This is a genomic window from Microbacterium sp. 1154, assembly GCF_031455375.1.
In the GTDB taxonomy this organism is placed as follows: domain Bacteria; phylum Actinomycetota; class Actinomycetes; order Actinomycetales; family Microbacteriaceae; genus Microbacterium.
This window is the reverse complement of sequence record NZ_JAVDSN010000001.1, coordinates 1,014,823-1,041,349: the sequence shown is the minus strand read 5'-3', so window position 1 is coordinate 1,041,349 and position 26,527 is coordinate 1,014,823. Positions and strand designations below refer to the sequence as shown.

27 protein-coding genes and 2 pseudogenes are annotated in these 26,527 nt (G+C 69.4%); 9 read left to right on the top strand and 20 right to left on the bottom strand.

The features are described 5' to 3' along the window. Positions 1-27 precede the first annotated feature (27 nt). From treY to J2X55_RS04760, 6 genes are all read right to left on the bottom strand, one after another. Positions 28-2,409 (bottom strand): malto-oligosyltrehalose synthase, encoded by a 2,382-nt coding sequence (gene treY, locus J2X55_RS04785; RefSeq protein WP_309822127.1) that lies wholly within the window; start codon positions 2,407-2,409, stop codon positions 28-30. 5 nt (positions 2,410-2,414) lie between these two features. Beyond that, positions 2,415-4,637: a glycogen debranching protein GlgX gene (gene glgX, locus J2X55_RS04780; protein ID WP_309822126.1), complete on the bottom strand. Its 2,223-nt coding sequence runs from the start codon at positions 4,635-4,637 to the stop codon at positions 2,415-2,417. 81 nt (positions 4,638-4,718) lie between these two features. After that, positions 4,719-5,207, bottom strand: a complete 489-nt coding sequence (locus tag J2X55_RS04775; protein ID WP_309822125.1) for a glutaminase — start codon at positions 5,205-5,207, stop codon at positions 4,719-4,721. Further along, complete coding sequence (locus J2X55_RS04770) at positions 5,204-6,058, bottom strand: transposase (protein WP_309822124.1); 855 nt, start codon at positions 6,056-6,058, stop codon at positions 5,204-5,206. Before J2X55_RS04770 ends, J2X55_RS04775 begins: the two co-directional genes overlap by 4 nt. A gap of 21 nt (positions 6,059-6,079) precedes the next feature. After that, positions 6,080-6,757, bottom strand: coding sequence for a GTP pyrophosphokinase family protein (locus J2X55_RS04765; protein WP_115915960.1), 678 nt, complete (start codon positions 6,755-6,757; stop codon positions 6,080-6,082). A 43-nt stretch (positions 6,758-6,800) separates the two neighbouring features. Further along, entirely contained in the window at positions 6,801-6,944 is a 144-nt protein-coding gene (locus tag J2X55_RS04760; RefSeq protein ID WP_309822123.1) for a hypothetical protein, read from the bottom strand. Between the two features lie 118 nt (positions 6,945-7,062). On the opposite strand from J2X55_RS04760, the gene J2X55_RS04755 reads away from it, so the two are divergent. Beyond that, positions 7,063-7,389: a hypothetical protein gene (locus J2X55_RS04755; protein ID WP_309822122.1), complete on the top strand. Its 327-nt coding sequence runs from the start codon at positions 7,063-7,065 to the stop codon at positions 7,387-7,389. A gap of 3 nt (positions 7,390-7,392) precedes the next feature. On the opposite strand, the gene J2X55_RS04750 is transcribed toward J2X55_RS04755, so the two are convergent. After that, on the bottom strand, positions 7,393-7,710 hold the full coding sequence (locus J2X55_RS04750; protein WP_056226105.1) for a hypothetical protein: 318 nt from the start codon (positions 7,708-7,710) through the stop codon (positions 7,393-7,395). Positions 7,711-7,823: 113 nt separating this feature from the next. On the opposite strand from J2X55_RS04750, the gene J2X55_RS04745 reads away from it, so the two are divergent. Next, positions 7,824-8,135: a hypothetical protein gene (locus tag J2X55_RS04745; RefSeq protein ID WP_115915961.1), complete on the top strand. Its 312-nt coding sequence runs from the start codon at positions 7,824-7,826 to the stop codon at positions 8,133-8,135. A gap of 20 nt (positions 8,136-8,155) precedes the next feature. Here the strand turns inward: J2X55_RS04745 and J2X55_RS04740 are convergent, their stop codons facing one another. Further along, the gene (locus tag J2X55_RS04740) at positions 8,156-8,680 is read right to left on the bottom strand and encodes a MarR family transcriptional regulator (protein ID WP_115915962.1); all 525 of its coding nucleotides are present in this window, start codon (positions 8,678-8,680) and stop codon (positions 8,156-8,158) included. Positions 8,681-8,813: 133 nt separating this feature from the next. On the opposite strand from J2X55_RS04740, the gene J2X55_RS04735 reads away from it, so the two are divergent. Then, positions 8,814-9,302 carry a MarR family transcriptional regulator gene (locus J2X55_RS04735; RefSeq protein WP_309822121.1) on the top strand — a complete coding sequence of 163 codons (489 nt, stop codon included), beginning with the start codon at positions 8,814-8,816 and terminating at the stop codon, positions 9,300-9,302. 26 nt (positions 9,303-9,328) lie between these two features. On the opposite strand, the gene J2X55_RS04730 is transcribed toward J2X55_RS04735, so the two are convergent. Next, entirely contained in the window at positions 9,329-9,568 is a 240-nt protein-coding gene (locus J2X55_RS04730) for a DUF3072 domain-containing protein (RefSeq protein ID WP_115915964.1), read from the bottom strand. A gap of 78 nt (positions 9,569-9,646) precedes the next feature. Between J2X55_RS04730 and J2X55_RS04725 the strand changes: the two genes are divergently transcribed. Both J2X55_RS04725 and J2X55_RS04720 read left to right on the top strand, forming a co-directional pair. Further along, positions 9,647-10,612 carry an alpha/beta fold hydrolase gene (locus J2X55_RS04725; protein ID WP_115915965.1) on the top strand — a complete coding sequence of 322 codons (966 nt, stop codon included), beginning with the start codon at positions 9,647-9,649 and terminating at the stop codon, positions 10,610-10,612. A gap of 98 nt (positions 10,613-10,710) precedes the next feature. Next, the gene (locus J2X55_RS04720) at positions 10,711-11,814 is read left to right on the top strand and encodes an FUSC family protein (protein ID WP_115915966.1); all 1,104 of its coding nucleotides are present in this window, start codon (positions 10,711-10,713) and stop codon (positions 11,812-11,814) included. Positions 11,815-11,835: 21 nt separating this feature from the next. Here the strand turns inward: J2X55_RS04720 and J2X55_RS04715 are convergent, their stop codons facing one another. The 5 genes from J2X55_RS04715 to J2X55_RS04695 all read right to left on the bottom strand — a co-directional run bounded on the left by J2X55_RS04715 (position 11,836) and on the right by J2X55_RS04695 (position 17,175). After that, positions 11,836-13,080 carry an ADP-dependent glucokinase/phosphofructokinase gene (locus J2X55_RS04715; RefSeq protein ID WP_115915967.1) on the bottom strand — a complete coding sequence of 415 codons (1,245 nt, stop codon included), beginning with the start codon at positions 13,078-13,080 and terminating at the stop codon, positions 11,836-11,838. Positions 13,081-13,099: 19 nt separating this feature from the next. After that, positions 13,100-13,963 (bottom strand): ketose-bisphosphate aldolase, encoded by an 864-nt coding sequence (locus J2X55_RS04710; RefSeq protein WP_115915968.1) that lies wholly within the window; start codon positions 13,961-13,963, stop codon positions 13,100-13,102. A gap of 35 nt (positions 13,964-13,998) precedes the next feature. Further along, positions 13,999-14,874 carry a carbohydrate ABC transporter permease gene (locus J2X55_RS04705; protein ID WP_115915969.1) on the bottom strand — a complete coding sequence of 292 codons (876 nt, stop codon included), beginning with the start codon at positions 14,872-14,874 and terminating at the stop codon, positions 13,999-14,001. A gap of 2 nt (positions 14,875-14,876) precedes the next feature. Continuing rightward, positions 14,877-15,806, bottom strand: a complete 930-nt coding sequence (locus J2X55_RS04700) for a carbohydrate ABC transporter permease (protein ID WP_115915970.1) — start codon at positions 15,804-15,806, stop codon at positions 14,877-14,879. 73 nt (positions 15,807-15,879) lie between these two features. Further along, the gene (locus tag J2X55_RS04695; protein ID WP_309822112.1) at positions 15,880-17,175 is read right to left on the bottom strand and encodes a sugar ABC transporter substrate-binding protein; all 1,296 of its coding nucleotides are present in this window, start codon (positions 17,173-17,175) and stop codon (positions 15,880-15,882) included. Between the two features lie 230 nt (positions 17,176-17,405). Between J2X55_RS04695 and J2X55_RS04690 the strand changes: the two genes are divergently transcribed. Continuing rightward, positions 17,406-18,212, top strand: a complete 807-nt coding sequence (locus tag J2X55_RS04690) for a DeoR/GlpR family DNA-binding transcription regulator (RefSeq protein ID WP_115915972.1) — start codon at positions 17,406-17,408, stop codon at positions 18,210-18,212. A 9-nt stretch (positions 18,213-18,221) separates the two neighbouring features. On the opposite strand, the gene J2X55_RS04685 is transcribed toward J2X55_RS04690, so the two are convergent. The 3 genes from J2X55_RS04685 to J2X55_RS04675 all read right to left on the bottom strand — a co-directional run bounded on the left by J2X55_RS04685 (position 18,222) and on the right by J2X55_RS04675 (position 20,388). After that, positions 18,222-19,025, bottom strand: a complete 804-nt coding sequence (locus J2X55_RS04685; protein WP_115915973.1) for a DUF1206 domain-containing protein — start codon at positions 19,023-19,025, stop codon at positions 18,222-18,224. Between the two features lie 16 nt (positions 19,026-19,041). Next, a complete protein-coding gene (locus J2X55_RS04680) occupies positions 19,042-19,722 on the bottom strand; it encodes a phosphatase PAP2 family protein (RefSeq protein WP_309822110.1) in 681 nt (226 codons plus the stop codon). Positions 19,723-19,791: 69 nt separating this feature from the next. Then, on the bottom strand, positions 19,792-20,388 hold the full coding sequence (locus J2X55_RS04675; protein WP_309822109.1) for a TetR/AcrR family transcriptional regulator C-terminal domain-containing protein: 597 nt from the start codon (positions 20,386-20,388) through the stop codon (positions 19,792-19,794). Positions 20,389-20,500: 112 nt separating this feature from the next. Here J2X55_RS04675 and J2X55_RS04670 point away from each other — a divergent pair. Beyond that, positions 20,501-22,174, top strand: a pseudogene (locus J2X55_RS04670) (amidase); the annotation flags it as partial. A 376-nt stretch (positions 22,175-22,550) separates the two neighbouring features. After that, on the top strand, positions 22,551-23,576 hold the full coding sequence (locus J2X55_RS04665) for an agmatine deiminase family protein (protein WP_309822108.1): 1,026 nt from the start codon (positions 22,551-22,553) through the stop codon (positions 23,574-23,576). A gap of 27 nt (positions 23,577-23,603) precedes the next feature. Here the strand turns inward: J2X55_RS04665 and J2X55_RS04660 are convergent, their stop codons facing one another. From J2X55_RS04660 to J2X55_RS04650, 3 genes are all read right to left on the bottom strand, one after another. Further along, positions 23,604-24,884, bottom strand: a complete 1,281-nt coding sequence (locus J2X55_RS04660) for an MFS transporter (protein ID WP_309822106.1) — start codon at positions 24,882-24,884, stop codon at positions 23,604-23,606. Positions 24,885-24,910: 26 nt separating this feature from the next. After that, positions 24,911-25,441 carry a hypothetical protein gene (locus J2X55_RS04655; RefSeq protein ID WP_309822105.1) on the bottom strand — a complete coding sequence of 177 codons (531 nt, stop codon included), beginning with the start codon at positions 25,439-25,441 and terminating at the stop codon, positions 24,911-24,913. A 192-nt stretch (positions 25,442-25,633) separates the two neighbouring features. Then, the gene (locus J2X55_RS04650) at positions 25,634-26,110 is read right to left on the bottom strand and encodes an SRPBCC family protein (RefSeq protein WP_309822103.1); all 477 of its coding nucleotides are present in this window, start codon (positions 26,108-26,110) and stop codon (positions 25,634-25,636) included. Positions 26,111-26,149: 39 nt separating this feature from the next. Here J2X55_RS04650 and J2X55_RS04645 point away from each other — a divergent pair. After that, positions 26,150-26,478 (top strand): annotated as a pseudogene (locus J2X55_RS04645) (SDR family oxidoreductase); the annotation flags it as partial. Between the last annotated feature and the right edge of the window lie 49 nt (positions 26,479-26,527).

Sequence of the window (26,527 nt, the reverse complement as noted above, 5' to 3'; positions counted from 1 at the left end):
CAAATGGCCCCTCACGCGGCGGAAGACTCAGAAGATCAGCAGAGCCACCGGATAGAACGCCAGCAGGTCGGCCAGGGGCACCGGGCCGCCGGAGAAGGAGCGACCGGTCAGCACGTCGATGACGGGGGTGTCCGGCAGCAGCACCACGGTGTCGCGCCAGCCGCCCGCAGCCGCGAGGCCGTGGGGCAGGCGCGTCGCCACCGCGAACACCCCGCCGCGGTCGAACGCGACGACGTGGTCGGCCGCCACACCCGCTGCCTCCAGCGGACGGTAGATCTTGAGCGGGTGCTCCCGACGAAGACGCAGCGCACGTGAGGTCACGAGCAGCTTGGCCGCTCCCGTGGCATCCACCGCCGGAAAAGTCGCGCCCGGGGCATCGAGCGACGCGAGCAGTCGACGACGCTCCACGAAATCGACGGCGCGACGGTTGTCGGGGTCGACGAGCGACTGCTCCCACAGTTCGGAGCCCTGGTAGACGTCGGGGACGCCCGGGCCCATGATCTGCAGCAGCTTGGCCGACAGACCGTTCGACCAGCCCGCGGGCGAGATCTCGTCGACGAAGGCGCGCACGCGCTCGGCAGCGGGACCCGTGGCCGCATCGACGACCGCGTGCATGCGCTCCTCGAAGGCCTCGTCCTGCTCCCACCACCCGGTGACCTCGCTCGCCTCGCGCGCCGCCTTCTCGGCGTAGGCGTGCAGACGCTCGCGGTAGACCTCCCGTCCCTCGGGAGTGGACTCCGACTCGGGCCACGCCCCCACGATCGCCTGCCACAGCAGCGCGTCGAACGGACCGTGACCGGTCGAGGCGATGCCGCGGAACTCCGCGAGCACCTCGGCCCAGCGCTCGGGGATCTCGGCCAGCACGGCGATGCGGGCGCGGGTGTCTTCTCCGCGCTTGGTGTCGTGCGTCGAGAGGGTGGTCATGGCCGTGGGCCACGACGCGTGGCGCAGGGCCTGCGCGGTGTGGAAGCCGGTGACGTCGAGGGAGAACTCCCCCGGGTCGCCGCCCACCTCGGTGAGCGAACCCAAGCGGGTGTAGCGATAGAACGCCGTGTCTTCGACGCCCTTGGCCATCACGGGTCCGGTCGTCTGCTGGAAGCGCCAGGCGACCTCGAGGCTCGTGTCGCTGAGCACCGGGACGAGCTTCTCGATCACGTCGCCGAGCTCGGGGCGGCGCACCTCGGCCTCGCCGGCAGCGGCGTCGAGGTGGGCGCGACCGGCGGGAAGATACGAGCGGTAGACCGGGAAGCACGCGAGGATCTCGGCGAGCGCATCCTGCAGCGTCTCGGCCCCGAACTCCTCCCGGAGCCCGGAGGGAAGGCCGCGCACCAGGCGACGGATCTCGGACACCTGGATGGAGTCCGCGATCTTGCGCTTGGTGTCGTGGATGAGGTCGTGCCAGCCGGTGAGGGGCTCGAGGTCGCTGTCCGTGCGCAAGCGCGCGTCGAGCGCGTCGAGCGCCGCCTCGCCCGCGGGGTCGGTCAGCACACGGTCGATCTCGGCAAGAGCGTCGTACCCCGTGGTTCCGGCGGTCTTCCACCACGACGGCAACGCTTCGCCGTGTTCGAGGATCTTCTCGCCGAGCACGTAACCGACTTCTCCCTCGCCCGCTTCTTCGAGCGCGACGGCGAGCTGGTCGAGGTACCCGCCCGGGTCGACGAGACCGTCGGGGTGATCCACGCGCAGACCGTCGGCGAGACCCTCGCGTACCCAGCGCAGGATCTCGGCGTGGGTCGCCTGGAACACCTCGGGCAGTTCGACGCGCACGCCCGCGAGGGTGGTCACGGCGAAGAAGCGGCGGTAGTTGAGGTCGTCCGCTTCGTCCTGCCAGAAGCGCAACTCGAAGTTCTGCGCGTCGAGCAGGGCACGGACGTCCGAGGTCCCCGTGCCCGGGGCGACGGGGAAGACGTGGTCGTAGTAGCGGACCAGTCCGTCGGGCGCATCGTCGGCCGGCGTCGGGTCATACGAGATCTCGGCGATGACCGCGTCGAGGTCGTCGCCGAGCACCGGCACGCGCACCTTGCCGCCACCGAACTCCCAGTCGATGTCGAAGGAATCCGCGTAGGCCGACGCCCGACCCCGGCGCAGCACGTCCCACCACCAGGCGTTCGTGCGCGGTTCCGAGACGCCCATGTGGTTGGGCACGATGTCGATCAGGATGCCGAGCTCCTGGGCCCGAGCAGACTCCGCGAATCGTTCGAGTCCGTCGGCGCCACCGCGGGCCGGGTCGACCCGCGTGACGTCGACGACGTCGTACCCGTGGTCCGAACCGGGTGTGGCCTCGAGGATCGGCGAGAGGTACGCCCACGAGACCCCGAGGTCACGGAGATACCCCGTGACCTCGGCGGCGTCGTCGAGGGTGAACGATTCGCGGATCTGCAGGCGATAGGTCGAAAGCGGATGCCGCATGTCGCTCACAGCTCCGGCTTGGGCGCCTGGCCGGGCAGGTCGTCGGTGCCGATCACCTGGATCTGCGCCGTGAGCGAAGCCGCGACGGAGTGGTCGACCTCGGGCTCGGGCAGGTGGTGCTCGCGCAGCACGATGAGCGACTTGGGCTCGAGCGGCAGCGTCTCACCGGGGCTCAGCGGCTCGGTGTTGGCGCGCTCTCCCGCGGTGTCGACGTACGCGTCCCACCTCGGGGCGTACTCGAAGTCGGGCAGCTGGAAGTCGACCTTGTCGTCGCCCGCGTTGAACAGCACGAGGAAGTGGTCGTCGCTGATCGACTCGCCGCGACGGTCACGCTCGCGGATGCCCTGACCATTGAGGAAGACCCCCACCGCCAGGCCGAAGCCGTTGTCCCAGTCCTCGGGCTGCATGAGCGATCCGTCGGGACGCAGCCACACCACGTCGGGGACCGGAGCGCCCTCCTCCATCTTCACGGGGCGGCCGTCGAAGAAGCGGCTGCGGCGGAAGGTGGGGTGCTGCTTGCGCAGACGGGCGAGGGCCGCGGTGAACTCGATGAGGGGGGTGTCGATGTTCGACCAGTCCAGCCACGTGATCTCGTTGTCCTGCGCGTAGCCGTTGTTGTTGCCGCCCTGCGTGCGACCGAGCTCGTCGCCGTGCAGCAGCATCGGCACGCCCTGGCTGAGCAGCAGCGTCGCGATGAAGTTACGCTGCTGCTGCGCACGGCGCTTGAGCACCTCGGGGTCGTCGGTGGGACCTTCGACGCCCATGTTGCTCGAGCGGTTGTGCGATTCGCCGTCGTTGTTGTCTTCGCCGTTGGCCTCGTTGTGCTTCTCGTTGTACGACACGAGGTCGCGCAGCGTGAAGCCGTCGTGGGCGGTGACGAAGTTGATGGATGCCACGGGGAAGCGGCCCGAGTGCTCGTAGAGGTCGGCCGAGCCGGTGAGACGCGAGGCGAACTCGGCGAGCGCCTGCGGCTCACCGCGCCAGAAGTCGCGGACCGTGTCGCGGTATTTGCCGTTCCACTCGGTCCACTGGGGCGGGAAGTTGCCGACCTGGTATCCGCCGGGGCCCACGTCCCACGGTTCGGCGATGAGCTTCACCTGCGAGACGATGGGGTCCTGCTGCACGAGCTCGAAGAAGGCCGCGAGGCGGTCGACCTCGTAGAACTCGCGCGCGAGGGTCGAGGCGAGGTCGAAGCGGAAGCCGTCGACGTGCATCTCGAGCACCCAGTAGCGCAGCGAGTCCATGATGAGCTGCAGCGTGTGGGGGTTGCCCACGTTCATGCTGTTGCCCGTGCCGGTGTAGTCCGTGTAATAGCGCTTGTCGTCGTCTTCGAGGCGGTAGTAGGCCTCGTTGTCGATGCCGCGCATCGAGAGGGTCGGGCCCATGTGGTTGCCCTCGGCGGTGTGGTTGTAGACCACGTCGAGGATGACCTCGATGCCCGCCGCGTGCAGCGCCTTGACCATGGCCTTGAACTCCTGCACCTGCTGGCCGTGGTCACCGGTCGAGGAGTAGGTGTTCTGCGGGGCGAAGAAAGCGATGGTGTTGTAGCCCCAGTAGTTCGACAGCCCCTTCTCTTCGAGGGTGGAGTCGTTGACGAACTGGTGCACCGGCATGAGCTCGATCGCGGTGATGCCGAGCTTCTTCAGGTGGTCGATGACGGCCGGGTGGGCGATGCCGGCATAGGTGCCGCGCAGCTCTTCCGGCACGTCGGGGTGCAGCTGGGTGAGGCCGCGCACGTGCGCCTCGTAGATGAAGGACTCGGCGTACGGGATCTTGGGCTGGCGGTCGCCCGACCAGTCGAAGAACGGGTTGACGACCACGCCCTTCATCATGTGCGCGGCGGAGTCTTCGTCGTTGAACGAGTCGGGATCGCCGAATTCGTAGCTGAAGACGGCCTGGCCCCAGTCGACCTGACCCTCGACGGCCTTGGCGTAGGGGTCGAGGAGGAGCTTCGCGGGGTTGAAGCGCTTGCCGTTCGCGGGGTCGTATTCCCCGTGCACGCGGTAGCCGTACCGCTGGCCCGGGAGGATGTTGGGAAGGTAGGCGTGCCAGACGAACGCGTCGACGTCGATCAGCTCGAAGCACGTCTCCGTTCCGTCCTCATCGAAGAGGCAGAGCTCTACCTTTTCTGCTCCTTCACTGAACAGGGCGAAGTTCGTCCCGTTACCGTCGTAAGTGGCCCCGAGGGGATAACTGGATCCTGGCCATACCTGCTGCACGTCGCTCACGATAGACCAGCGTCGTTTCCGCGAACCGCGACGGTGACGGCTGTTGACAGGTGGTCTACCCCCGACTATGCGCGAGGGTCTTCAGGCCCGCTCCGGCGGGTGGCGCAGAAGCTCGATGCGCTCGTCGAGGTACCGCCCCAACGGCATGTAGCCCCCGGCCGCGCTCCACCGCACGAGGGTCTCGCCGTCGCGGAGTGCTACGGGCGTCGTCGACGCACCGACCGCGGTCGGGTCGATGACCTGCCAACCGATGTGCACGGTCTCCCCCTCGGGCACGCCACCCCTCGCCGCCGCCGCCGACAGTTCCGCGCGGCGACGCTGCGACTCCGCCGCGAACCCGCGCCGCACCTCCGGGCGCGAGCGCACGATGTCGCCCGTTGCGAGCAGAGCATCGTCGGTGAGCAGGAGGGCCCCGAGATGCCAGGCCGTCCCGCGCGGCGTGATGCGGGCAGCCCGCGGGATGCCGAGGAGCCGGCGCCCCTCCTGCAGCTCGCCGAGCCGTTCGCGCGGAGCGTCGGAGAGGCGCCGGCGGGCCTCGTCGAGGAGCGTGGACAGCAGGGATCCGCTCATCGATCGAGCCCTTCGTCACGTGCGGTTTCGGCGCGCTCGACGGCGTCGGCCGCGGCCCGGACGGCATCGCGCGCGCGGGTCTGCTCGCTCGTGCGCTGGGCGAGCGTTGCGTCGGCCTCGGCGGCGTCCTTCTCGGCGCGCTCCAGGTCGGCGCGAAGGCCCTCCACCCGCTCGCGGGCGCGCGTCGCCCGCTCGGTCGCCGCGTCCACGCGTCGATCGGCGGCGGCGCTCTCACGGTCGGCGTCGGCCTTGGCGCGCTCCGCGTCGCGCACAGCCCGCTCCGCCGCCTTGCGCGCTCGGCGGGAGGCGAGGTCGTCGCGCGCGGGCGCCGGCTGCGGCACATCGTTCGGGACGGAACCTGCCACCGCCTCCCCGAGCGCTCCGTCCTGCAGCTCGGCGAGGTCGATCGCCGACACCAGGCGTCCGGTCAGGACGGCCGCCGCCGCCGTCGCGTCGACCACGGCGGCGTTCACCGTCTTCTCGACGGCGTCCGACATCGCCCCGCTCAGCGGGACGCCCGCCTCGGCGGCGAGCTCTCCCGCCCGACGGGCGAGCGCGGAGACCAGCTGCCGGCGCTGGCGGCCCAGCCGCCCGAGCTCGGCGGCATCCAGATCCTCCTGCGCCTCGTGCAGGGCACGCGAGAGCTCGACCGCCTCGCCGAGCTGCCCGTCGCGCACGAGCAGGTTGACCGCCCAGGCGGCGACCGTGGGTTTGCGCAGCTTCGCCACTCTCCGCCCGACGGCTCCCCCCTCGGCGGCGGCCCGTTCGTTACGGGCGGCGGTGAAGCGCGAGGGCGGGAGGACGAGGAGTTCGACGGCGACCTGGTCCACGCGGGGGTCGTCGTCGCTCATCGCTCCATTGTGTCGCCCGCGTCAGAGCGAGACCACTCCGGGATGCGCTCCGCGGATCTCGCGGTGCAATCGCTCCATGCGGGTGTCGAGCTCGGCGGCGGTGTCCGCGGCGTTCTTGAGCTCGGCGAGCAGTTCGTCGGGGACGAGACGGTCGTACTTGTAGTAGATCTTGTGCTCGAGGCTGGCCCAGAAATCCATCGCGATCGTGCGGAACTGCACCTCGACGGGCACGTCGACGCGTCCGGTCGACAGGAAGACCGGCACCTCCACGATCACGTGCAAACTCTTGTAGCCGTTCGCTTTCGGGTGGGCGATGTAGTCCTTCACGTCCCGCACGGTGATGTCGTCCTGCCGGGTCAACAGGTTCGAGAGACGGTACGCGTCGTCGATGAAGCTGCACGTCACCCGGATGCCGGCGATGTCGGTGATCGAGGCGCGGATCGAGTCGAAGTCGGTCTCGATGCCCTTGCGACGGACCTTGTCCACGAGACTGTCCGGCGACTTCACCCGGCTCGAGACGTGCTCGATCGGGTTGTACGCGTGCATCTCCTGGAACTCTTCGCGCAGGATCGAGATCTTCGTCTCCACCTCGGCGAGCCCGAAACGGTACTCCATGAGGAATCGCTGGAACTCGTCGCGCATGGCTCGCAGGGCCGCGCTCGAGACCGTGATCTGCTGTTCGTCCAGCGGGTCCGACATGCCCTCGACCGTAGCCACCCCGACTACGAGGCCGCTGGGAGCATCACCCCCGGGGTGGTTCCGCGGTCGCTCGAGGGACCAGCTCGCCGTCGATGACGTCGATGCCGATCAAGCCCTGGAACACATCCGGGAGATCGTCCGGGTCGTTCCACCATTCGGGATGCCGAGGTGTGGGGGGATTGGTCACGGCGCCCTCCTTCCGTGCAATCTCCCCAGCGTGTCAGGCGTGCCCACCACGCCCGGCGGTCTTGACACCTGGCATCCCGCCGCGTATCCGTGGCGCCCTCTGGCGTATCGTGGGCGTCATGGGGACCATTCACTACGGCGGCAGCGGCACGACCGTCCACATCGAGGACCGCGCCCTGGCTCACCTGAAAGTCGTCATCTCGACCAAGCTCCGCCGCGGCGAGAGCTTCACGTTGTCGTGGCGCCACCGCGACGACGAGGAACGCGGTCGCAGCACGCTCTGGCTGCACCCGGCGATCCCCCTCCGCTTCGTCTTCGACGACAGCGAGCCGACCACGCTGAGCCGCGAGTGGATCGAGCGACTCGCCGACTCCGCGAACTCGTCGGGCGGCATCATGCTCGTGCCCGAGGACATCAGTCCGGCCGAGGAGGCCGAGAAGAGCTGAGGCTCAGCCCTCTTCGACGAGGGCGTCCTCGCTGGGCTCGGGCGTGATCGCCAGACCGTTCGGACCCGATGCCGCGAGCATGAGGTCTTCGACCCAGACGCGGTTGATGCGCGGCTGACGGCTGCCGTAGAAGTGGAACTGGATCGGCACGGAGGGGTGCATCCAGAAGCTGCGCCGACCGCTGCCGTCGCCGACCTCGACGTCGAACATGAACGACTCGGAACGCCGAAGCTTGTTCATCACGACGATGCGCAGGTGCGCAAGCGTGCGGTCATCGATGTCGACCGCGTTGGCAACGGTGTCGTAGATGAATCTACCCATGCCCCCGAGCCTATCCGAGGAACGCACGTCCGGCCGCTTTCCGGGATGCCACGTCCGGGCGTGCGAAATCAACCCCCGTCGAAAGGTGGTTCGCGCACGGCTAACGTGCCGGTGTGGGAACGCTTTACTACGGCGACGTCGCGACGCCGATCGAGATCGAGGATCGCGCTCTGGCGCACGTCAAGGTGGTCATCGCGACCAAGCTGCGCCGCGGCGAGAGCTTCACCCTGTCGTGGACGCACGGTCCCGGTCAGGAAGTGGGGCGCAGCACCGTGTGGCTGCACCCGTCGATTCCGCTGCGGTTCGTCTTCGACGAGCCGGAACCGGCGCTCCTGAGTCGCGCCTGGGTCGAGGCGCTCGCGACGTCGGCGAACTCGTCCGGTGGTCTGCTTCTCGTCGACGAACCGAGTCCGACCGGCTCCTGAGGTGACGGCAGTCCGCGATCTCAGTGGGCGGAGTCGGCGTCGACGGGGTGCGGGTCGACCTGGTCGACGGCATCCTGGAGCCGTCCGAGGCAGGCGATCACCGCGGCACTGTCTTCGGGACTCATGTCGACGACCGCCGCCATCATCCGGCTGTGCATCGATCCGAGCGTCGCGCGGACCTCGTCGTCGCTGGCGGCGGTGGCCATGATGAAGATGCTGCGACGGTCCGTCGGGTGCGGGACGCGGGTCACGTGGCCGGTCTTCTCGAGACGGTCGACGATCGCGGTCGTCGAGGCCGTGGAGACCCCGAGGTACCGGGTGAGCTCGCTCGGCGAGACCTGACGGTTCTGGCCGGCAGCCCGGATGAGGTAGCGCAGGACGAGTAACTCGTTCTCCCCCATCGACATCGACTCGCGCGTGCGACGACGCATCGCGACCTCGGCGGCGCGGTAGACGCGGAAAGCCTGGAGGACCTCCACCGCTCGACGACGACGATCCTCTTCGCTCGCGCCGTACCAGTAGCGCGACTCGGACCCTGATTCCACCTGGGCATCTTATGCCAGTCCGCGCGCAGCCCCCTGCCGGTGCACGTGAGGGACGGGTACCATCGAAGTACAACGGTTACCTACTTGATTGGCGCCGAAGACACTAACCCGCCGAGAGATCTGAGGAGGAAAGATGGCAGACGCGACTTCCGCCGACGACGTCGTCAAGGCTCTCAACGGCCTCACCGACTCCGGTATCGCGTCCGAGCGTCACGCTCTGCACTCTCTCGGCATCGGTCCCAACGACGCCAAGGTCTTGCGGTTCCTGTTGCAGCGTTCGGACGATGACGAGCCCGTGACCCCGCGCATGCTCGCGTCGATGCTGGGCATTTCGTCGGCGGCGACGACGGCACTCATCGACCGGCTCGCAGATGCCGAATGGGTCGAGCGCGTGCCCTATCCGGGTGACCGGCGCTCCATCGTGGTGCGCGAGACGATCCATGCCGATTCCCCCGCTCGACGCATCCTGTCCGTACGCAGCGCCTCGGCAGCCGCCGCGGCAGAACGCCTCGGCCCGGCCGAACGACGAATCGTCGCCGACTTCCTCGACGACATCGCCCGCGGAGAACAGCAGGACATCGACGACATCTCGGCAGACGAAGAGGCGCCCCGCGCGTCCTGACGACCAGGTGGCGGGACGCCTCGAGGTCACTCGGTGGCGCGGCCGGTCTCGTTCTGCAGGCGGTCGATCTGCTCCGAGGCCTCGGCCTTGGTCAGATCGGCGGGGATCTCCTCACCGGCTTCGCGCGCGAGCGTGTCGAGGTAGCTGCGCTGCGGGGCGGTCATGGGCTCGTCGCCGGTCACCCAGTCGGACGGATCCTTCTCGGCGGGGTTGTCGCCCTCGCGGACGGCACCCAGGGTCTCTTCTTCACGGGAGGTATCGCTCATGAGGGAAGGCTAGGCGGGGCATCCGACACGGGGACCGGGATTGACACGCCGCCCGGGCGGGTAGGGCATCCTGGGGCGATGCCCGAAACCGAGCGCCCCGCCGACGTCGACGTCCAGACCTTTCGCCGCGGCCCGGCCCGCACACGCGTGACGCGCGTGTCCACCCAGGCGGATACCGGGCGGTCCTTCGTCCTCATCGCCGGCATCGGTGTCGCCTCGACGTACTTCGAGTTCCTCGCGCCCCTGCTCGCCGAGAAGGGCGAGGTGTACGCCCTCGACCTTCCGGGGTTCGGCGGGGTCCCGGCATCCGGGGAGTCCCCCAGCGCCGCCTTCTTCGCCGACCAGGTCGAAGGGGTGCTCGACCACTACGGTCTGGACGACCCCGTGCTGATCGGCCACTCGATGGGCACGCAGGTGGTCACCGAGGTGCTGGCTCGGCGGCCCGGTCTCTCGCACGCGGTGCTGGTGAGCCCCGTCGTCGACGAGGCGGAGTCGAACGCGATCGTCCAGGGCGTGCGTTTCGTGCAGTCCACGGTGCGGGAGTCCATCCACATCGCCCTGCTCGCGGTGTCGGCCTACCTGCTGTGCGGGTTCCTCTACTTCTTCGAGGCGCTCCCGCACATGCTGCGCTACCGCATCTCGGACCGCATCGGCGCGGGACGAGCGACGCTGCTGCTGATTCGGGGAGAGCACGACCGCCCCTCCCCCCGCCGCCTGCACTCGCGCCTCGTGGCCCGCGCGCACAAGGCTCGGCGGTGGGAGATCGAGGGGGCCGCGCACTGCGTCGTCAACAGCCACGCCGTCGGGGTCGCGCGCCTCGTCCTTCGGCACGTCGATGACGAGCTCGCGCCGAAGGGACGGATGCCAGCGGCCGAGGCCGCGGTACCCCCCGCCGCTCACGCCGACCTGACGATGGTGCTGGGCGCCATGGCCAGCCGTCTCGCCGAGTGGATCAGCGCCGCCCGCCACGATGAGGACGGGGTCGAGCGCGCGAAGGCCCGCCACTCCCGCGTTCTCTGGGACGCGTATCGCCCCGGCCGCTGAGGCCTAACCCGGCCTTCCGATGGGGGCAACCCCCGCGGTGGTTCGGTCGCCGGCACGGAGCATGGGGTGGTGTCGACTCGCCCGCGCACCCTCCGCTCATGACCGTCCCCGCCTCCTTCGATCCCCGCCGATGGTGGTCCGATGCGATCACCGCCGACCGGCTGCTGCTCGCGGCCAAGACCGCCGCCGCTGCGGCGTTGGCCTGGTACCTCGCCCCTTTCGTCCCCTTGGCGCAGAGCGAGTATTCGTATTACGCCCCGCTCGGTGTGCTCGTCAGCATGTACCCGACGGTCGCCCGCTCCGCCTCGAGCGGCGTGCAGGCCGTGGTCGGTCTCGCGCTCGGCATCGGCCTGGGCCTCGCCAGCCTCGCCGTCGTCGGTATGGGCCTGCCCCGCATCGTCGCCGTCGCCGCCGTGATCCTGATCGGAGTGCTGCTCGCGGGCGTGCGCGCCCTCGGCGTGGGGCGGGACTGGGTGGCGATCGCCGGACTCTTCGTGCTGTTGCTCGGCGGCGCCGACCCCGACGGCTACTCGGTGTCGTATCTGGTCACGATGGCGTTCGGCGTGGTGGTGGGGGTCGTGGTGAACCTGCTCGTCGTGCCGCCGCTGCGGGTGAAGAAGGCCGATGACCGGTTGAGCCGGCTCCGCGACGACCTCGGCGAGGCGTTGCGGGCGATGTCGTCGTCGCTCGCGGGTCGCTCCTTCGACCCCGAGGCGGCCGACCGGGCCGCCGCCGACCTCGAGGCCACCCTCGCCGACGTCCGCGAAGAGGTCGACCTCGCTGATGAGAGCCGCCGCTACAACCCGCGCGGCCGCCGCGTGAAGACACCGCGCGATCTCGGTCGGCGACGCCTCGACGCCCTGACCGGCACGGCCGACGCGACCCGCGAACTGGCCGCGGCGCTGGCGCGACTCACCGCCGGTCCCGAGGTCGACACCCGCCTACCCGCCGAGGTGCGACGCGTCCTCGCCGACGCGATCGCTGCGGTCTCGCGGCTGGTCACGACGCCCCCGGAGCCCGAGGCCACCGCCGGTCAGCTGCGCGAAGCGGAGAAGTCCCTCACGCAATACACCGGGAGCCTCCGCTCCATCGACGCACACGAAGAGTCCCTCGACGCGTGGGAGGCCGCGGTGAGCCTTCGCCGTGTGATCGCCGCGTGCGGGCCGTTCTCGGATCCGGATGCCGACACGGCCGCGCGGTGACGGATAGCCGGCGGCGGCGGTTCAGCCGGAGCGACCGCCCACCGCGTCGAGAGCGCGATCCAGAGCCGCCGCGGTCGCGTGGCGGGCGGCGGCCGGAACCGCGGCGAGGAACCCGCCGACGAAGGTGTCGCCCAGGCCGATCGTCGTGGGGTCGGCGGTGTCGACGACGTACGCGGGCACCCCGACCGCCCTCCCGTCCCGTCGCAGGGCGGCGACGACCGCCGCTCCCCCGGGGTGTCGCGGCAGACCCGCGGTGACGTCGAGGTCGGCGGCCGTGCACGCGTCGCCGAGCCGATAGCGCGTCGCCGCGGTGCGCACGGCGCTCTCCAGGCCCGCCTCGTGCTCTGCCGCGGTGGGACCGACGGCGAGCGCCCAGTACTTCGTGTGCACGATCAGAGCCCGCGCCGGGATGAGCTCGTGCACCTCGACCAGGGCCGCCGCGACGTCACCGGGCGAGAGCAGGTCGACGGACCGCCCCAGGTACTCCTGCAGTTCGTCCTCGTTCATGCCGTACACGTCGACGCGATCGAGCAGACGCTCCCGCACGCGCGCCGACAGCTCGCGCCGGTAGAACCCCGCGTCCTCGTAGTAGACGAGAGCCTCGGCGGGAAGACGCCGCATCGCGTCGCCCAGGTCGGCGAGCCGGGTCTCGAGCAGAGCGGCATCCTGCATCGTGTTGAACCCCGAGACGAGGAACGCCGCAGCCGTCTCGAGAGCATCGCCGAGCCCGTCGGCGATCGCCATCTCGCGGTTGGGGGCGTCGTTGGCGAAGATGAGGCGATTGGATGCCGGAGCGGTCACCGCCCCGTCGACCACGCGGACGGTCGTTGCCTCGGGGTACTGCACGATCAGGTGCGGGTCGAGGGTGTCGCGGGTCGCCGACGAGACGATCCTCATCGACGTCGGCAGGAGCCGCCGGACGTGGTCGTCGATGCTGACGAGGTGCTGCACCGTGGGAACGCCGATCCGGTCGAGGGCGATGCCCGCGCGCACCCCCGTCCCGCCCAGGGTGACGGTCTTGTCGAAGTGCGCGGCGAATCGCTCGACGATGTCCGAGGTCAGCACGAAGCGCTCGCCTCCCCCGCCCGTGGCGAGGAAGGCGAGCACCGTCACGACGAGCGCGCGCTCGTCGATGATGGGCGTCGTGGTGGTCAGCTCGTCGAGGCGGATGCCGTGCTCCGCAGCAAGGGCCGTGAGCACCTCGGCATCCCACCGGATCTCGTAGTCGACGGTCCCGCCGAGTCCGAGGACGAGGTCTTCCCCCATGACGCTGGTCTCCGTCCGCTCAGTACAGGTCGGCCTTACCGGCGGCGCCGAACAGGTCGATCTTCTCAGCGGCGGTGACCTTCATCGCCGCGATGCACTCGGGCTGGATCGCGTTGGGTTCGCGCAGGCGCCGGTCGGTGCCGAGCACCTCGCGCATGCGGTCGTGGTACGCGACCTTGATGTCGCTCGAGATGTTGATCTTGTTCACGCCGAGCTCGACCGCGCGGCTCAGCTCGCCGTCGGGGTTGCTCGACCCGCCGTGCAGCACGAGGGGGATGCCGACCGCGGCTTTGATCTGCTCGAGCAGGTCGTGGCGCAACTCGGGGTTCTTCTCGGCCGGGTAGAGCCCGTGCGAGGTGCCGATCGCGATGGCGAGGCTGTCGACACCGGTCTGCTCGACGAAGCGCACGGCGTCGTCGACGTTGGTGTAGATGATCTCGGCCGCGCCGGACTCGCCGTAGCTGTCGTTCGCGCCGATGGTCCCGAGCTCTCCCTCGACCTGCACGCCGACCGCGTGCGCGGCCTCGACGACCTTGCGGGTGAGGGCGACGTTCTGCTCGAAGGGCTCGAGCGACGCATCGATCATGACCGAGGTGAAGCCGGCCTGGATCGCCTGGACGATCTGCTCGTAGGTTCCGCCGTGGTCCCAGTGGATGGCGACGGGGACGCTCGAGCGGTGCGCGCGGGCGTGCATCGCGGGGAGGAGGTCGGTGGTGATGTGCGAGACCTCGTCGGGGTGGATCGCGATGATGACCGGAGCGTTCTTCTCCTCGCTGATGTCCATGATCCCGGTGAACATCGCCCAGTCGCTGATGTTGAAGGCCGGGATGGCGAAGCTGTGGGCGTTCGCCACGTCGAGGATGGACTTGCCGGTGTAGAGCACGGATTTCTCCTTGTTCGGGGTTGGGTGTGCGGGAGTCAGCTCTTCACCGAGCCGGCCGTGAGGCCGCTGATGAAGAAGCGTTGGAAGAAGAGGAAGAGCAGCAGCACCGGAATCGAGCCGAGGATGCTCATCGCCATGATCTGGTTCCACTCGTAGGAGTGCTGGCCCATGAGCAGCTGGATGCCGATCGGCACCGTGCGCATGTCGATGGTGCGCGTGAGGGTGAGCGCGAAGAGGAACTCGTTCCACGCGATCATGAACGTGTAGATGCCCACCGAGACGATCCCGGGGATGGAGATGGGCACGAGCACCCGCCACAGGGCGGTGAAGGAGCCGGCGCCGTCGACCCGGACGGCCTCGTCGAGTTCCTTCGGCAGGGTGTTGAAGTAGCCGGTCATCATGATGATCGCGTAGGGCAGCGTGAACACCATGTAGGTGAAGATGAGGCCCGGGTAGGTGTTGTACAGCCCGAGTCCGACCATCAGACCGAAGTACGGGATCAGCAGCGTGATCGGCGGAACCGCCTGGACGCTGACGATGATGACGTTGACGATGCGCTTGCCCCGGAACTCGAAGCGGCTGAAGGCATATGCCGCCTGGATGGCCACGAGCAGCGTGAGGATCGTCACCGCCCCGGCCACGACGTAACTGTTGATGAAGAAGCGCACGGTCTCGGGGTTGGTGAAGATCGAGATGTACGCGTCGAACGAGAACGTGTCGGTGATCAGGCGCGGGGGCAGCTCGAAGATCTGCGTGTTCGACTTGAACGAGCTCGAGAGCATCCAGAGCACGGGGCCGGCGGCGAAGACGGCGCCGATGAGCAGCCCGATGAGCACGCCGGCCTTCGCGAGGCGGCGACGCGTGGCCGTGCGGGTGGCCCGCCGACGCGGGGTGGTGGTGGTCGAGGCCATGGTCAGTCCCTCGCCTTCTGGTGGCGGACGTAGAGCACCGCGATGATCATCGACATCGCCAGAACCAGCACGGCAGAGGTGGAGGCCATCGAGAAGTCGTACTTCGCGAACGCGAGCTTGTAGGTGAAGGTGCTGAGCATCTCGGTGACGTCGATCGGACCGCCGCCCGTGGTCAGCCAGATCAGGGCGAACTGCTGCGACGTCCAGATGAGGTCGAGCAGCAGCAGGCTCACGATGATCGGTCGCAGCTGCGGGATCGTGACGTTCCAGAAGCGTTGGACGGGGCTCGCGCCGTCGACGGTCGCCGCCTCGTAGAGGTCACTCGGGATGCCCTGGAGGCCGGCGAGCAGGCTCACCATGAAGAAGGGGTAGCCGGCCCAGATGTTGATGAAGGTGACCGTGCCCAGGGCGAGCTGCGGGGAGGCGAGCCATTCGATGTTGGTGTTGAGGAGGAAGTTGACGATGCCGTTGGGGGCGAGCAGCATCCGCCACAGCACCGCGATGACGGCGACCGTGAACAACCACGGGAGCACGTAGAGGCCGCGGAAGACGGCCCGGGGCACGGCGCCGATCAGGCGGCTGTTCAGCAGCAGCGCGAAAGAGAGGCCCAGCACGAGGTGCGCGGCGACGCTCGTGAGGGTGAAGAAGAGGGTGTTGCCCGTCGCCTTCCAGAAGCCCGAGTCGGTGAGGATCGCGACGTAGTTGTCGAGGCCCACGACCTCGGGGCTCTTGTTGAGGATGACGTTGTCCTGGAACGAGTACCCGATCACCATGACGATCGGGACGATCATCAGGACGAACAGCAGGATCAGCGTCGGAGACAGGAACGCGTAGGCCTCACCGGCCTTGCGGAGCTGCCGCGTGCGGCGGGAGGCGGGTCGTCCGGTGACGATCACCTCGGTGTCGGGGGGCGTGAGGGTGCGCATGGTCATGATGTGCGGCTTTCGCTGAGCGGGATGCCGCACCGCGAGCGGTGGCGGTGCGGCATCCCGGTGCGGGGTCGGATCAGAACTCCGACGTCCATTCGTCCTGCGTCTTCGTGAGCGCATCGCTCATCGACTGCTGGCCGTCGAGGGCCGACTGGAGCTGCGTGCCGAACTGGCGCATGAGCTCCTCGGCGACGGGGAGACCCGTGAACTCGTTCGCCGGGTAGCCCTTCTTGTAGATGTCGAAAGCGGTCTTGAACAGCTCGTCGTCCTCGACGAACGTCGGCACGCTCTCGGTGTTGCCGGGGAACGCCTTCGCCATCGTCGACAGCTCGCTGTTCACGTCCTTGCCCATGAGGAACTGCACGAGCTTGAAGGCGGCGTCCTTGTGCTGCGAGTTCTCGGCCACACCGATCCCCCAGGAGGCGTAGGGGATGCCGCGCTCCCCGGTGAAGCCGTCCTCGGCCGGGATGGCCGAGATCGAGAACTTCAGGTCGGGGTTGGACTGGCGGATCAGGTTGATGTGCGCGAGCGAGTCGATCATCATGCCGACACGTCCGTTGGTGAACTCCTCGACCTTGTCCTGCTCCTTCATCGTGAACGACCCCGGGGCGATGACCCCGTCGTCCCACAGCTGCTGGATGTAGTCGGTGGCCGACGTGACGTCGGCGTTGGTCAGATCGGGCTGGCCGTCCTTCAGCATCGACCCGCCCGAGGCCCACACCCACGACATGACGTCGTTCTGCACGCCGTTGGGAGCCTCGAGCGAGAGGGGGAGGACCCATCCCGACACGTCCCCGCCCAGAGCCTTGATCTTCTTGGCCGCGTCGGCGAACTCCGTGCGGGTCGAGGGCGGGGAACTGACCCCGGCCTGCGAGAGGATCCCGTCGTTCGTGAACATGGGGTAGACGAAGTTCACCACCGGGATCATGTACGTGCTGCCGTCGACCTTGATCTGGCTGGCGAGCTGGCTCTCGTCGTAGCCGGAGTCGCTCATCAGCTGCGACAGGTCGGCGATCACCCCCTGCTTGGCGAAGTCGCTCACCCACGCGCCGTCGAGACCGACGACGTCGGGCATGGTGCCCGAAGCCGCTCCGGCGAACAGCTGCTCCTTGGTGGAGGCGTAGGGGCCGCTCACCAGGTCGACCGTGATGCCGGGGTTCTCCTTCTCGAACTCGTCCATGAGTCCGCGGAACTGTCCGTCACCGAGCTCGGGCTCCCACCACTGGGCGAACTCGATCGTGACGTTGCCGTCGGACGAGGCTCCCGAGCTGTTCGACGAGCACCCCGCCATCGCCAGGAGGGTCGTGGCCGCTGCTGCGACACCGACGAGCTTGATGGCGTTCCGACGCCGGCGCCCGCTGTTGTCCATCATTTCTCCTCGTTGAGATCTGCCGCATTTCGCGCTGTTCTGCGCCTTCTTGCGTCTTTCAGCACGAGTATGCGCTGCTCTGCGCCACCTCGCAAGCGTTCGATGCAAATTCGTGACAATTTCGGCAGACAACCGCGTTATTCGCGGCACGGAGCGGGTCATACGTGCTGTTCTCTGCCGTTTTCGCACAAATTCTGCGGCCAGCCATGCGGCCCTGTGCTAGAGATGACGGCATGGACGCATCCCCCGCCACGGTCAAGCGACGCCTCCCGGCGGGTCGCAAGGCCGAGCTCGCCGCCTACGTCGCCGAGTCGGGCCAGGTGACCGTCGTCGACCTCGCCTCGCACTTCGGCGTCTCGATCGACACGGTCCGCCGCGACCTCGACCAGCTCGATCGCGAAGGGATCGTCGTGCGCACCCACGGCGGTGCCGTCAGCGCGATGTCCGTCCCCGGTCGCGACCGGGGCCTCGACGTGCGCCTGCAGATGCAGATCTCCGAGAAGGAGCGCATCGCCGCCCTCGCGGCCGATCTCATCGAGGACGGGTCCGTCCTCATGCTCAACGCGGGCACCACGACGCTGGCCGTCGCCCGCGCCCTGCGCAATCACCGCAACTTGACGATCGCGACCAACAACCTGCGCATCCCCGCCGAGATCTCCCCCAGCGTCTTCCGCGATCTGTACATCTTCGGCGGAGCGGTGCGCACCATCACGCAGGCGACGACCGGGCCGGTGACCCTGTCGATGAACTCGCACACTCCCGAGGTCGACATCCGCTGCGACTACGCCCTGATCGCCGTCGGCGCGGTCGACGGTTCCGGCTTCTCCACGAGCAACCTCGGCGACGCGACCATGATGAGCGAGATGATCCAGCGGGCGGATCGCACCGCGATCCTCGCCGACTCCTCGAAGCTCGACCGACGACTGTTCGCCCAGGTCGCCCCTCTCGAGAAGGCCGACTACCTCATCACCGACGCCGAACCGTCGCCCGAGCTGTCCGCCGCTCTCGCCGAGGCCGGCGTGAGCGTCGTCACTCCCTGATCAGCGCGCTCACATGCGGGCGTACCGCGCCCGGGCGAAACAGAAGAGCCCGTAGACGACCAGCCCCACCCCCACGAGCCACAGGACGACCTGTCCGAACGGCAGACTCGCGAGCGAGCGCAATCCCGAGTCGATGCCACCGGCGGCGTTCGGGTCGTGCGCGAAGGCCGCGACGACGAAGAGGATGCCGGCGACGCCCACCGCGATCCCCTTGGCGATGTAGCCGATCATCCCGAAGGTCCGGATGCCACGACCGGCCGTCCCGCCCGGGCTCGACAGGTTCTTCATGAAGGCCTTCGTGATCCCGCGGACGACGAAGGCGACGCCGATCGCCGCGACCGCGAGACCGATGACGACCAGGAGGACGATGCCCCCGGGCAGAGCGAGCAGCTGCGCGCTCAGGGTGCGCGACGATTCGGAGGAGTCCGAGCGCCCACCCGTGACGATGGTGAAGCCGGTGAAGGCGATCGCGCCGTACGCGACAGCCGTTCCGGCGTACTTCGCGCGGTGCGCCCAGCGCTTCTTGTCGTCGGAGTCGCGCTCGGCGACGGCATCCGCGATCTGCCAGACAGCGAGCGCGATGAGCCCGACGACGACGACCCACAGCAGAGCGACGCCCGCCGGAGCCTCGGCCACCTGTTGGAGGGCTCCGCTCTGATCGGCGCTGTCGCCGCCGCCCCCGGTGGCGATCGACACCGCGATCGCACCGATCAAGAGGTGGAGGAGCCCGAGGACCACGTATCCGATCCGCGCGGCGACGCGGAACGCGGTCGAGTCCTGGGCTTTGTCGGCGGCGGTCGCGGCGCGGGTCATCCGGGAACCCTAGCGCTCAGTCCGACCCCGCGACCAGGCGTTGCGCCCGGCGCACGCGCCACACCTCGACCAGCGCCCAGACGAGCGTGGCCACCGCCACCCCCTCGAGGAAACCGGCAGTGACGTCGCTCAGCCAGTGCGCGTGCAGGTAGGTGCGGCTCCACATCATCAGCAGCACCCACACGACGCCCGCCGCCCAGATCCAGCCGCGGCGCAGGATCAGCGCGAGGGTCACCGCGATCGTCGTCGCGACGGCGGTGTGGCCCGAGGGGAACGAGGTCGCCTGGGTCTCGGCAAGCGAATCCACCGGTCGGGCCCGGGCGATGACGGCCGCGAGCGGCGCCCCGATGAGTACGACGAGGGCGATGGATGCCGCGACGTTCAGCGCGTCCCACGGTCGCTTGACCAGGAGGAAGACGATGGTGGTCGCGACGCCGATGACGATCATGCCGATCGTGCCACCCACGGTGGCGGGGATCCAGGCGACGATGACCGCGACCGGGTCGGCGAGCGAGGCCATCGCGTCGTCCCACCACTGGTCGAGAGCCAGCGGCGCCCCTCCGTCGAGGTCGACGGCCACGCGCAGCGCCACGAACAGCACGGTCGCGACGACCCCCACGATCAGAGCGACCGGGCGGCGCGCGTCTGTGCGCGGCCGGTCGGGGAGGATCGCGGGCTCGTCGGTGGTGGCATCCATTCCGAGATCGTCCCAGGTCGCAATCCCCTCCGGGGAGGACTTGCCTCGAGCGCGGCCGGGGGTTCGGTGTTACCGGGGCCGCGCGGAGGCGATGAGCATGTCGAGTCCCAACTCGAAGGCGCGCGTGGCCACGGGGTCCTCGGGGTCTTCGTCGGCGAGGGTCGCGAAGGCCGCCGAGAACCGCGGGAAGGCCTCTTCTTGCCCGGTCGGGTCGAACACCACGGCCGGCCCCGACATGTCGAGGACGCTGCCGAGGATGAACGACTCGAAGGCGGTCAGCAGCGGGATGACCTCACGCAGGGTCCACCCGGCGGCTTCCGCGGCCGCCGCGAAGTCCTCGTACTGCGCCAGGAGGACGGGGGCCGAGGCTCGCTCCGTCATGAGCAGCGGCACGACGCGCGGGTGCCGGGCGAACGCGCGACGATACGACCGCCCCCACGCGCGGAGCGCGTCCTCCCACGGCAGATCCCGGAGCGGTTGCGAGTCGATGGGCGCCGAGACGAGCGCGCGGACGTCCTCGATCATCGCCGCGCGGTGGGGGACGTGGTTGTACAGCGATGCCGGGTTGACGCCGAGGCGCGCGGCGACACGGCGGATGCTGGCGCCGTCCGGGCCGTGCCGATCGACCAGGGCGAGGGCCGTGCGCGCGATCAGTTCGCGGCTCAACAGCGGCGTGTGCGGTCTCGCGATGGCGGCCTCCCGGGTCGGTGAGAGCCTACGGGTGCAAGCTCGGAACCCACTCTCGCACACGTAAAACAAACGGTGTATGTTTACCGCCATGACCACCGAGGACTTCACCGTCGTCGAAGCCGACGTCGCCGCCCTGCGCGCCGCCCTCGCCTCCGCAACCGTCACGAGCGTCGAGCTCGTGGCCCGCTACCTCAACCGCATCGCGGCGTACGACCGCGCCGGCATCCGCCTCAACGCCGTTCCCGTCCTCAACCCGGGCGCCTTCGCCGAAGCCCGCGACGCCGACCAGCGCCGTGCCCGAGGTCAGGCACGCGGCCCGCTCGACGGCATCCCGTTCACCGCGAAGGACAGCTACCGCGTCACCGGACTGACCGTGGCCGCGGGCTCCCCCGCGTTCGTCGACCTGGTCGCGGGCGACGACGCCTTCGCGATCGAGCGGCTCCGCGCCGCAGGGGCGGTGTTCCTCGGCCTGACCAACATGCCGCCGATGGCCGCCGGCGGCATGCAGCGCGGCGTGTACGGGCGCGCCGAATCGCCGTACAACGCCGCTTTCCTGTCGTCGGCGTTCGGATCGGGCTCCTCGAACGGATCGGGTACCGCCACCGCGGCCAGCTTCGCCGCCTTCGGGCTCGGCGAAGAGACGTGGTCGTCGGGCCGCGCGCCCGCCTCGCACAACGCGCTCGTCGCCTACACCCCGTCGCGCGGGGTCATCTCCGTCCGAGGGAACTGGCCGCTCGTCCCGACGATGGACGTGGTCGTGCCGCACACGCGGTCGATGGACGATCTTCGCGTCGTGCTCGATGCCGTCGTCGCCGACGACCCGGTGACCGAGGGAGACCTGTGGCACTCGCAGCCGTGGATCGAGATGCCCCGCCCGTCCGAGGTGCGCCCCGCGTCCTTCGCCGGGCTCGAAGCGCTGCCCCTCGCGGGACTCCGCCTGGCCGTTCCGCGCATCTACGTCAACGGCGACCCCGACAACGCCTCGCCCATCGTCACGCGTGACAGCATCCTGCGACTCTGGACCGGGCTGCGGGCCGACCTCGAGGCCGCGGGCGCCGAGATCGTCGAGACCGACTTCCCCGTCGTCGACCGCTACGAGAAGCTCCACCCGGGCGACGAGGATTTCGTCGACCGCGGCTTCGTTTCGCGCGAGTTCCTCGACGACGAGGTGGGAGACCTCGCGGTGTGGGCCATGGACGCCTTCCTGCGCCAGAACGGCGATCCCGCGCTGAACCGTCTCGCCGACGTGGAGGCCGCACGCATCTTCCCGCACCCCCCGGGCGCCCTCACCGATCGTTACGGCATCCACCACTACGACATCTCGTACGACATCGGCGAGTACGTGACCCGGGCGCGCGAGTGGGAGCCCGATTGGCGCGCCGTCCCCAGTCTCGAAGCGGGTCTGCGCGGGCTCGAGCACACGCGGAAGGTCGACTTCGAGGACTGGCTCGAGGCCGAGGGCTTCGACGCTGTCCTCTTCCCCACGCAGTCCGACGTGGGTCCCGCCGACGCCGACGTGAACCCCGCCTCGGCCGATGTCGCGTGGCGCAACGGCGTCTGGGTGTCCAACGGCAACCTCATACCCCGCCATCTCGGCATCCCGACCGTCACCGTCCCGATGGGCACGATGGACGACACCGGGATGCCGGTGGGCTTGACCATCGCCGGGCCGGCGTACAGCGATGCGCGGCTCGTGCAGCTGGGCAGCGCCATCACCGCCCTCGGCGAGCGCCGCACAATGCCGCCCCGCACCCCGGCGCTGCCGGACGAGACCGTCTTCGCCGCGCCACGCCCCGTCGGCGCGGGTGAACTGCGCGTGGCCATCGACACCGTCGAGGCTCGGAACGACGGCGACGAGATCGTGGTGCGGTTTGCCGCGACGGTCAGCGGGGGCCCGGCACACGACCATGCCGCGTACGTCGACGGAGTCCGCGTCGAGACCACCGTGAACGGCGACAGCCTCAGCGGCACGGCCCGTGTCGCGAGCGCGCCCCACCGGACCGCGGTGAGCCCGTGGATCGCCCCCTATGGACCCCTCGTCGTCGTGGTCGTCCGCGATGACGACGGTGTGGTCGCCGGAGACCTCGCTACCACCGCCGGCTCCCCGCTCTGAGACCCCACTCCCGAAGGAACACGACATGTGGCGCATGCCCGCAGAATCCGCCCCGCACGAGCGCACCTGGATGGCGTTCCCCCGCGAAGGCATCACCCTCGGCGAGGGCGCGGAGTTCCGCGAGCAGGGATATCAGGCCTGGACCGACGTCGCTCACGCGGTGCAGCAGTTCGAGCCGGTCACGATGGTCGTCGACCCCACCGAGATGACCCGCGCTCGGCGCATGCTCGACTCCGCGATCGACATCGTCGAAGCCCCGCTCGACGAGTTCTGGATGCGCGACGTCGGCCCCACCTTCGTCGTCGACCCCGACCGCCCGGGTGTCCTCGGCGCCGTCGACTGGATCTTCAACGGGTGGGGGGCGCCGGACTGGGCCGAGTGGCAGAAGTCCGCCGGCATCGCCCGCGTCGTCGCGGAACACGCGGGCTCCGAGCGCATCGAGTCGCTCCTGGTCGCCGAGGGCGGCGGCCTGCACGTCGACGGCACCGGCACCGTCTTGCTCACCGAGACCGTGCAGCTCGACCCGCGCCGCAATCCCTTCGCCGACCGCGCCCGCGTCGAGGCCGAGATGACCCGGACGATCGGAGCGACGGATGCCATCTGGCTCTCGCGCGGTCTGACCCGCGACTACGACGACCTCGGCACGAACGGGCACGTCGACATCGTGGCGACTTTCGCCTCACCCGAGCACGTTCTGATCCACGAGCAGACGGACGCCTCCCACCCCGACTTCGAGGTGTCGCGTCTCGTGCGGCGCGAACTCGAGACCGCGTTCGCCGAGCGAGGCCGCAACGTCGCCATCACCGGCATCCCGGCTCCCTCCGCCCTTCGCGACGACGAGGGATGGCTCGACTGGAGTTACATCAACCACCTCGTCACCAACGACGGCGTCGTGCTGTGCGGCTTCGGCGACGACCTGGCCGATGCGCGCGCTCGCGAGCTCATCGCCGACGCCTACCCCGGTCGGCGTGTGGTCACGGTCGACTCGCGCCCCATCTTCGACCGAGGCGGCGGCATCCACTGCATCACGCAGCAGCAGCCGCGGGTGTGATCCGCCCGGGCGGCGGGTTCGCGGTGATCAGCCGCGCGAAGCGCCGCCGTGGCGCGCGCTGCGCAGCGGTGAGAGGGCGATGACCAGCGCAGCGAGCACGAACAGTCCCGCGCCGATGCCGAGCGTCGCCGGAAGACCGAGCGGGGTCATGAGCACGCCCGCCATCAACGCTCCGACGAAGAAGACACTGCGGTTCACGGTACGGATGGTCGCGTTCATCCGCCCCTGGATGCGATCGGGCGCGACGGCCTGCCGGTAGGAGATGTCGTTCGTATCCTCGATTCCCATGGCGAGTCCGTAGACGAACTGCGCGGCCGAGACGACGACGAGGACCACCCCGACGCCGCTTCCGGGGCTGAGCGGGACGAGGGCCAGAGCGGCCCAGGGCAGGACGACGAGAACGCGCCCGAGCAGGATGGCGCGGCCCGCCCCGAACCGAACGCCGAGACGTGGGGCGACCACCGCGCCGGTGAAACCGCCCACTCCCCCGAGGCCCAGAGCGACACCGTACGCCCACGCGGGGAGCGCGAGTTCGCGCAGCACGAAGACGACGAAGGCGGTCGCCACCATGCTGTTGCCCAGGAACCAGACGTGGATCGAGATCGCGAGCGGCCGCAGCGTCGGATGGCGATAGGTGTAGCGCAGGCCCTGCGCGATCTCGTGCCCCACGTGTCGACCGGCGGCCCGGGACGGCGCCTTCGCCTCGGACACCACGATCCGCGACTGCAGCACAGCCGCGATCGCGGCGATGACGGCATCGATCACGAAGAGGATCGGCACCCCGACGAGCGAGAGGAGGGCACCGCCGATGGCCGGTCCCGCCGTCTGCGCGACGGTCTGACTTTGGCCGAGCCGTGCGTTCGCCGCAGGGAGCGACGCTCTCGGCACGAGGCGGGGCAGCAGAGGTTGCGCGGCGGAATCCCCGAACAGGGTGAGCACGCCCAGTACGAGGGTGACGGCCGCCAACGCCCAGAAGTCGAGGACGCCCGTCACCACGAGGATGGGAACGAGCGCGAGCACCAGCGCCCGGCCGATCGTGGTGACCACGAGCGCCCGCTGCCGTCGCCAGCGGTCCATCCACGCCCCGACGACGAGGCCGAGGAACAGGTACGGCACGACGCTGAGGGCATTCAGGATGCCGACCTGCACCGGCGTCGCCTCGACCACCGTGACGATGAGCACCTGGAAGGCGACCCCGGCGATCGTCGAACCGAAGGCGCGGAGCGTCGTCGCGGTCCAGAAGAACGCGAAAGCCGGGTGGCGGAGGATCTCGCGCGACCGCGCGGCCGGGGGCGCGTCGTCGTCCATGGATCGAGCGTAGCCAGGCGGCTGCGTCAGCCTTTCCGCGCCGCACCCTCCGCGGGGACGCGGAACTGTCCGACGGAGCCGCGGTGCCCGCAGCCGCCCCGGTCTTGTTGACACTGCACGGATTCGTCTCCGCGCAGCCCGTCCCGCGGGTCGATGATGCGGCCGAGGGCATGATCGGCGGGTGAGCTCGCCGGCTCGATGATGTCGAGATCGCCGCCGAGCACCACCTCGACGGTGACCTGGACCACGAAGGCGCGTTCGCTCGCGCAGCGTGGGCAACGGAGAGCGGCAGGGTGCGGGGCGACGGCTTCGACGGCCGCGGTGGGCACCGGGGGCGGGACCACCGGTCGTCGGTACACCGTCAGTTCGTCCGCGCAGTCGTAGGTGAAGCGGGTGATCTGTCCTGAGGGGTGACGCTCCGCGATACGGCGCGTCCACGGGGTCTCCGCCTCTATCTCGACGATCTCCGAATCGGTGCCGACCACGACATCACCGGTTCGCAGGTCGAAGACCGGGAGGGTCGAGACCGGGTGCGTCCGGCGCGCGGGGGCGGTCATGCGGAAGCTCCGATCGAACGAGGCGAGGACGTCACGGGTCAGTGGCTCATGCACCACAGGGGCGCGCCCCTACTATCGGGGCGCGGGCGCGGCTGTGTAACGAGCAGCCGGCGACGTGTCTCGCGGCGTCGATCTCCGTCTTCGTCCTCGGCGTCACGGAGCGCCCCCCGGGGGCGCCGTGCGAGGAGCCGCTCAGCGCACCGCCGCGAGGACGAAAGGGTCGGAGCATCCTCTCGCGAAGCCCCGGATGCGCCGGTCCATGTCGCGCTGCAGCACGACGACGCCGATTCGTTCGGCGAGCGGCGCCAGCCACCGCGGGCGGCACGCGAAGTTGTACCGCCACACGGCGAGGGTGCTGCTCGGGTCGTCGGCGACGGGGGTGAACTTCCATCCGCCCGCGAGACGCTCGAAGAACCAGGAACCCTTCGTCATCTTCATGCCGACGTTCGACGGCGGGTTGTACGAGACGTATTCGCTCTCCATCCGAAATCCGAAGCGCTGCACCGTGAAGGTCCGCACACCTTTGCCCGGTGCGGTCGCACCGTCGACGAAATGCTGCCGACGGATGAACGGATCCCAGCGCTTGCGGGCCTCGCCGGTGGTCTGGGACACGGCGAACGCGACGTCGACCTCGACGGGAACGACGCAGCGGGACTCGATGACGGGCATGGACTCATCGTGGCAGGCCGGCGCGGGAGGTGCACCGACAGCTCGGTCAACTCCAACATGCCGTCACCGCAGCTGCTCCCCTACGCTGCGACGAAGGCGGCGATCGCCGACATGACCGCTTCTCTGGCCCCGTTGCTCGGAGAACGGGACATCCGGGCCAACAGCGTGGCGCCGGGTCTGGTGTGGACTCCGCTCATCCCCGCGACGATGCCCGCCGAGAAGGTCGAGAGCTTCGGCGAACAGGTTCCGCTGGGACGACCGGGGCAGCCGGCCGAGCTCGCCCGGTTTACGTTCTGCTCGCCTCGGATGAGGCCAGCTACGTCTCCGGCGCCCGCGTCGCGGTGACCGGCGGCAAGCCGATCCTGTAACCCCGTCCGCCCTGCGCCGGGGAGGGCGTTCATCGCTCGACCGGGATGC

Bases quoted from the DNA above. Each gene is read 5' to 3' on its own strand.
- J2X55_RS04655 (WP_309822105.1), bottom strand. From the start codon at position 25,441: ATGACCGCCCCCGCGCGCCGGACGCACCCGGTCTCGACCCTCCCGGTC.
- J2X55_RS04715 (WP_115915967.1), bottom strand. From the start codon at position 13,080: ATGGGGGAAGACCTCGTCCTCGGACTCGGCGGGACCGTCGACTACGAG.
- J2X55_RS04765 (WP_115915960.1), bottom strand. From the start codon at position 6,757: ATGTCGGACCCGCTGGACGAACAGCAGATCACGGTCTCGAGCGCGGCC.
- J2X55_RS04700 (WP_115915970.1), bottom strand. From the start codon at position 15,806: ATGACCATGCGCACCCTCACGCCCCCCGACACCGAGGTGATCGTCACC.
- J2X55_RS04730 (WP_115915964.1), bottom strand. From the start codon at position 9,568: ATGAGCGATACCTCCCGTGAAGAAGAGACCCTGGGTGCCGTCCGCGAG.
- J2X55_RS04690 (WP_115915972.1), top strand. From the start codon at position 17,406: ATGGACGCATCCCCCGCCACGGTCAAGCGACGCCTCCCGGCGGGTCGC.
- J2X55_RS04735 (WP_309822121.1), top strand. From the start codon at position 8,814: ATGGCAGACGCGACTTCCGCCGACGACGTCGTCAAGGCTCTCAACGGC.
- J2X55_RS04705 (WP_115915969.1), bottom strand. From the start codon at position 14,874: ATGGCCTCGACCACCACCACCCCGCGTCGGCGGGCCACCCGCACGGCC.
- J2X55_RS04770 (WP_309822124.1), bottom strand. From the start codon at position 6,058: ATGAGCGACGACGACCCCCGCGTGGACCAGGTCGCCGTCGAACTCCTC.
- J2X55_RS04775 (WP_309822125.1), bottom strand. From the start codon at position 5,207: ATGAGCGGATCCCTGCTGTCCACGCTCCTCGACGAGGCCCGCCGGCGC.
- treY (WP_309822127.1), bottom strand. From the start codon at position 2,409: ATGCGGCATCCGCTTTCGACCTATCGCCTGCAGATCCGCGAATCGTTC.
- J2X55_RS04680 (WP_309822110.1), bottom strand. From the start codon at position 19,722: ATGGATGCCACCACCGACGAGCCCGCGATCCTCCCCGACCGGCCGCGC.
- J2X55_RS04695 (WP_309822112.1), bottom strand. From the start codon at position 17,175: ATGATGGACAACAGCGGGCGCCGGCGTCGGAACGCCATCAAGCTCGTC.
- J2X55_RS04650 (WP_309822103.1), bottom strand. From the start codon at position 26,110: ATGCCCGTCATCGAGTCCCGCTGCGTCGTTCCCGTCGAGGTCGACGTC.
- J2X55_RS04720 (WP_115915966.1), top strand. From the start codon at position 10,711: ATGACCGTCCCCGCCTCCTTCGATCCCCGCCGATGGTGGTCCGATGCG.
- J2X55_RS04755 (WP_309822122.1), top strand. From the start codon at position 7,063: ATGGGGACCATTCACTACGGCGGCAGCGGCACGACCGTCCACATCGAG.
- J2X55_RS04660 (WP_309822106.1), bottom strand. From the start codon at position 24,884: ATGGACGACGACGCGCCCCCGGCCGCGCGGTCGCGCGAGATCCTCCGC.
- J2X55_RS04685 (WP_115915973.1), bottom strand. From the start codon at position 19,025: ATGACCCGCGCCGCGACCGCCGCCGACAAAGCCCAGGACTCGACCGCG.
- J2X55_RS04750 (WP_056226105.1), bottom strand. From the start codon at position 7,710: ATGGGTAGATTCATCTACGACACCGTTGCCAACGCGGTCGACATCGAT.
- J2X55_RS04665 (WP_309822108.1), top strand. From the start codon at position 22,551: ATGTGGCGCATGCCCGCAGAATCCGCCCCGCACGAGCGCACCTGGATG.
- J2X55_RS04725 (WP_115915965.1), top strand. From the start codon at position 9,647: ATGCCCGAAACCGAGCGCCCCGCCGACGTCGACGTCCAGACCTTTCGC.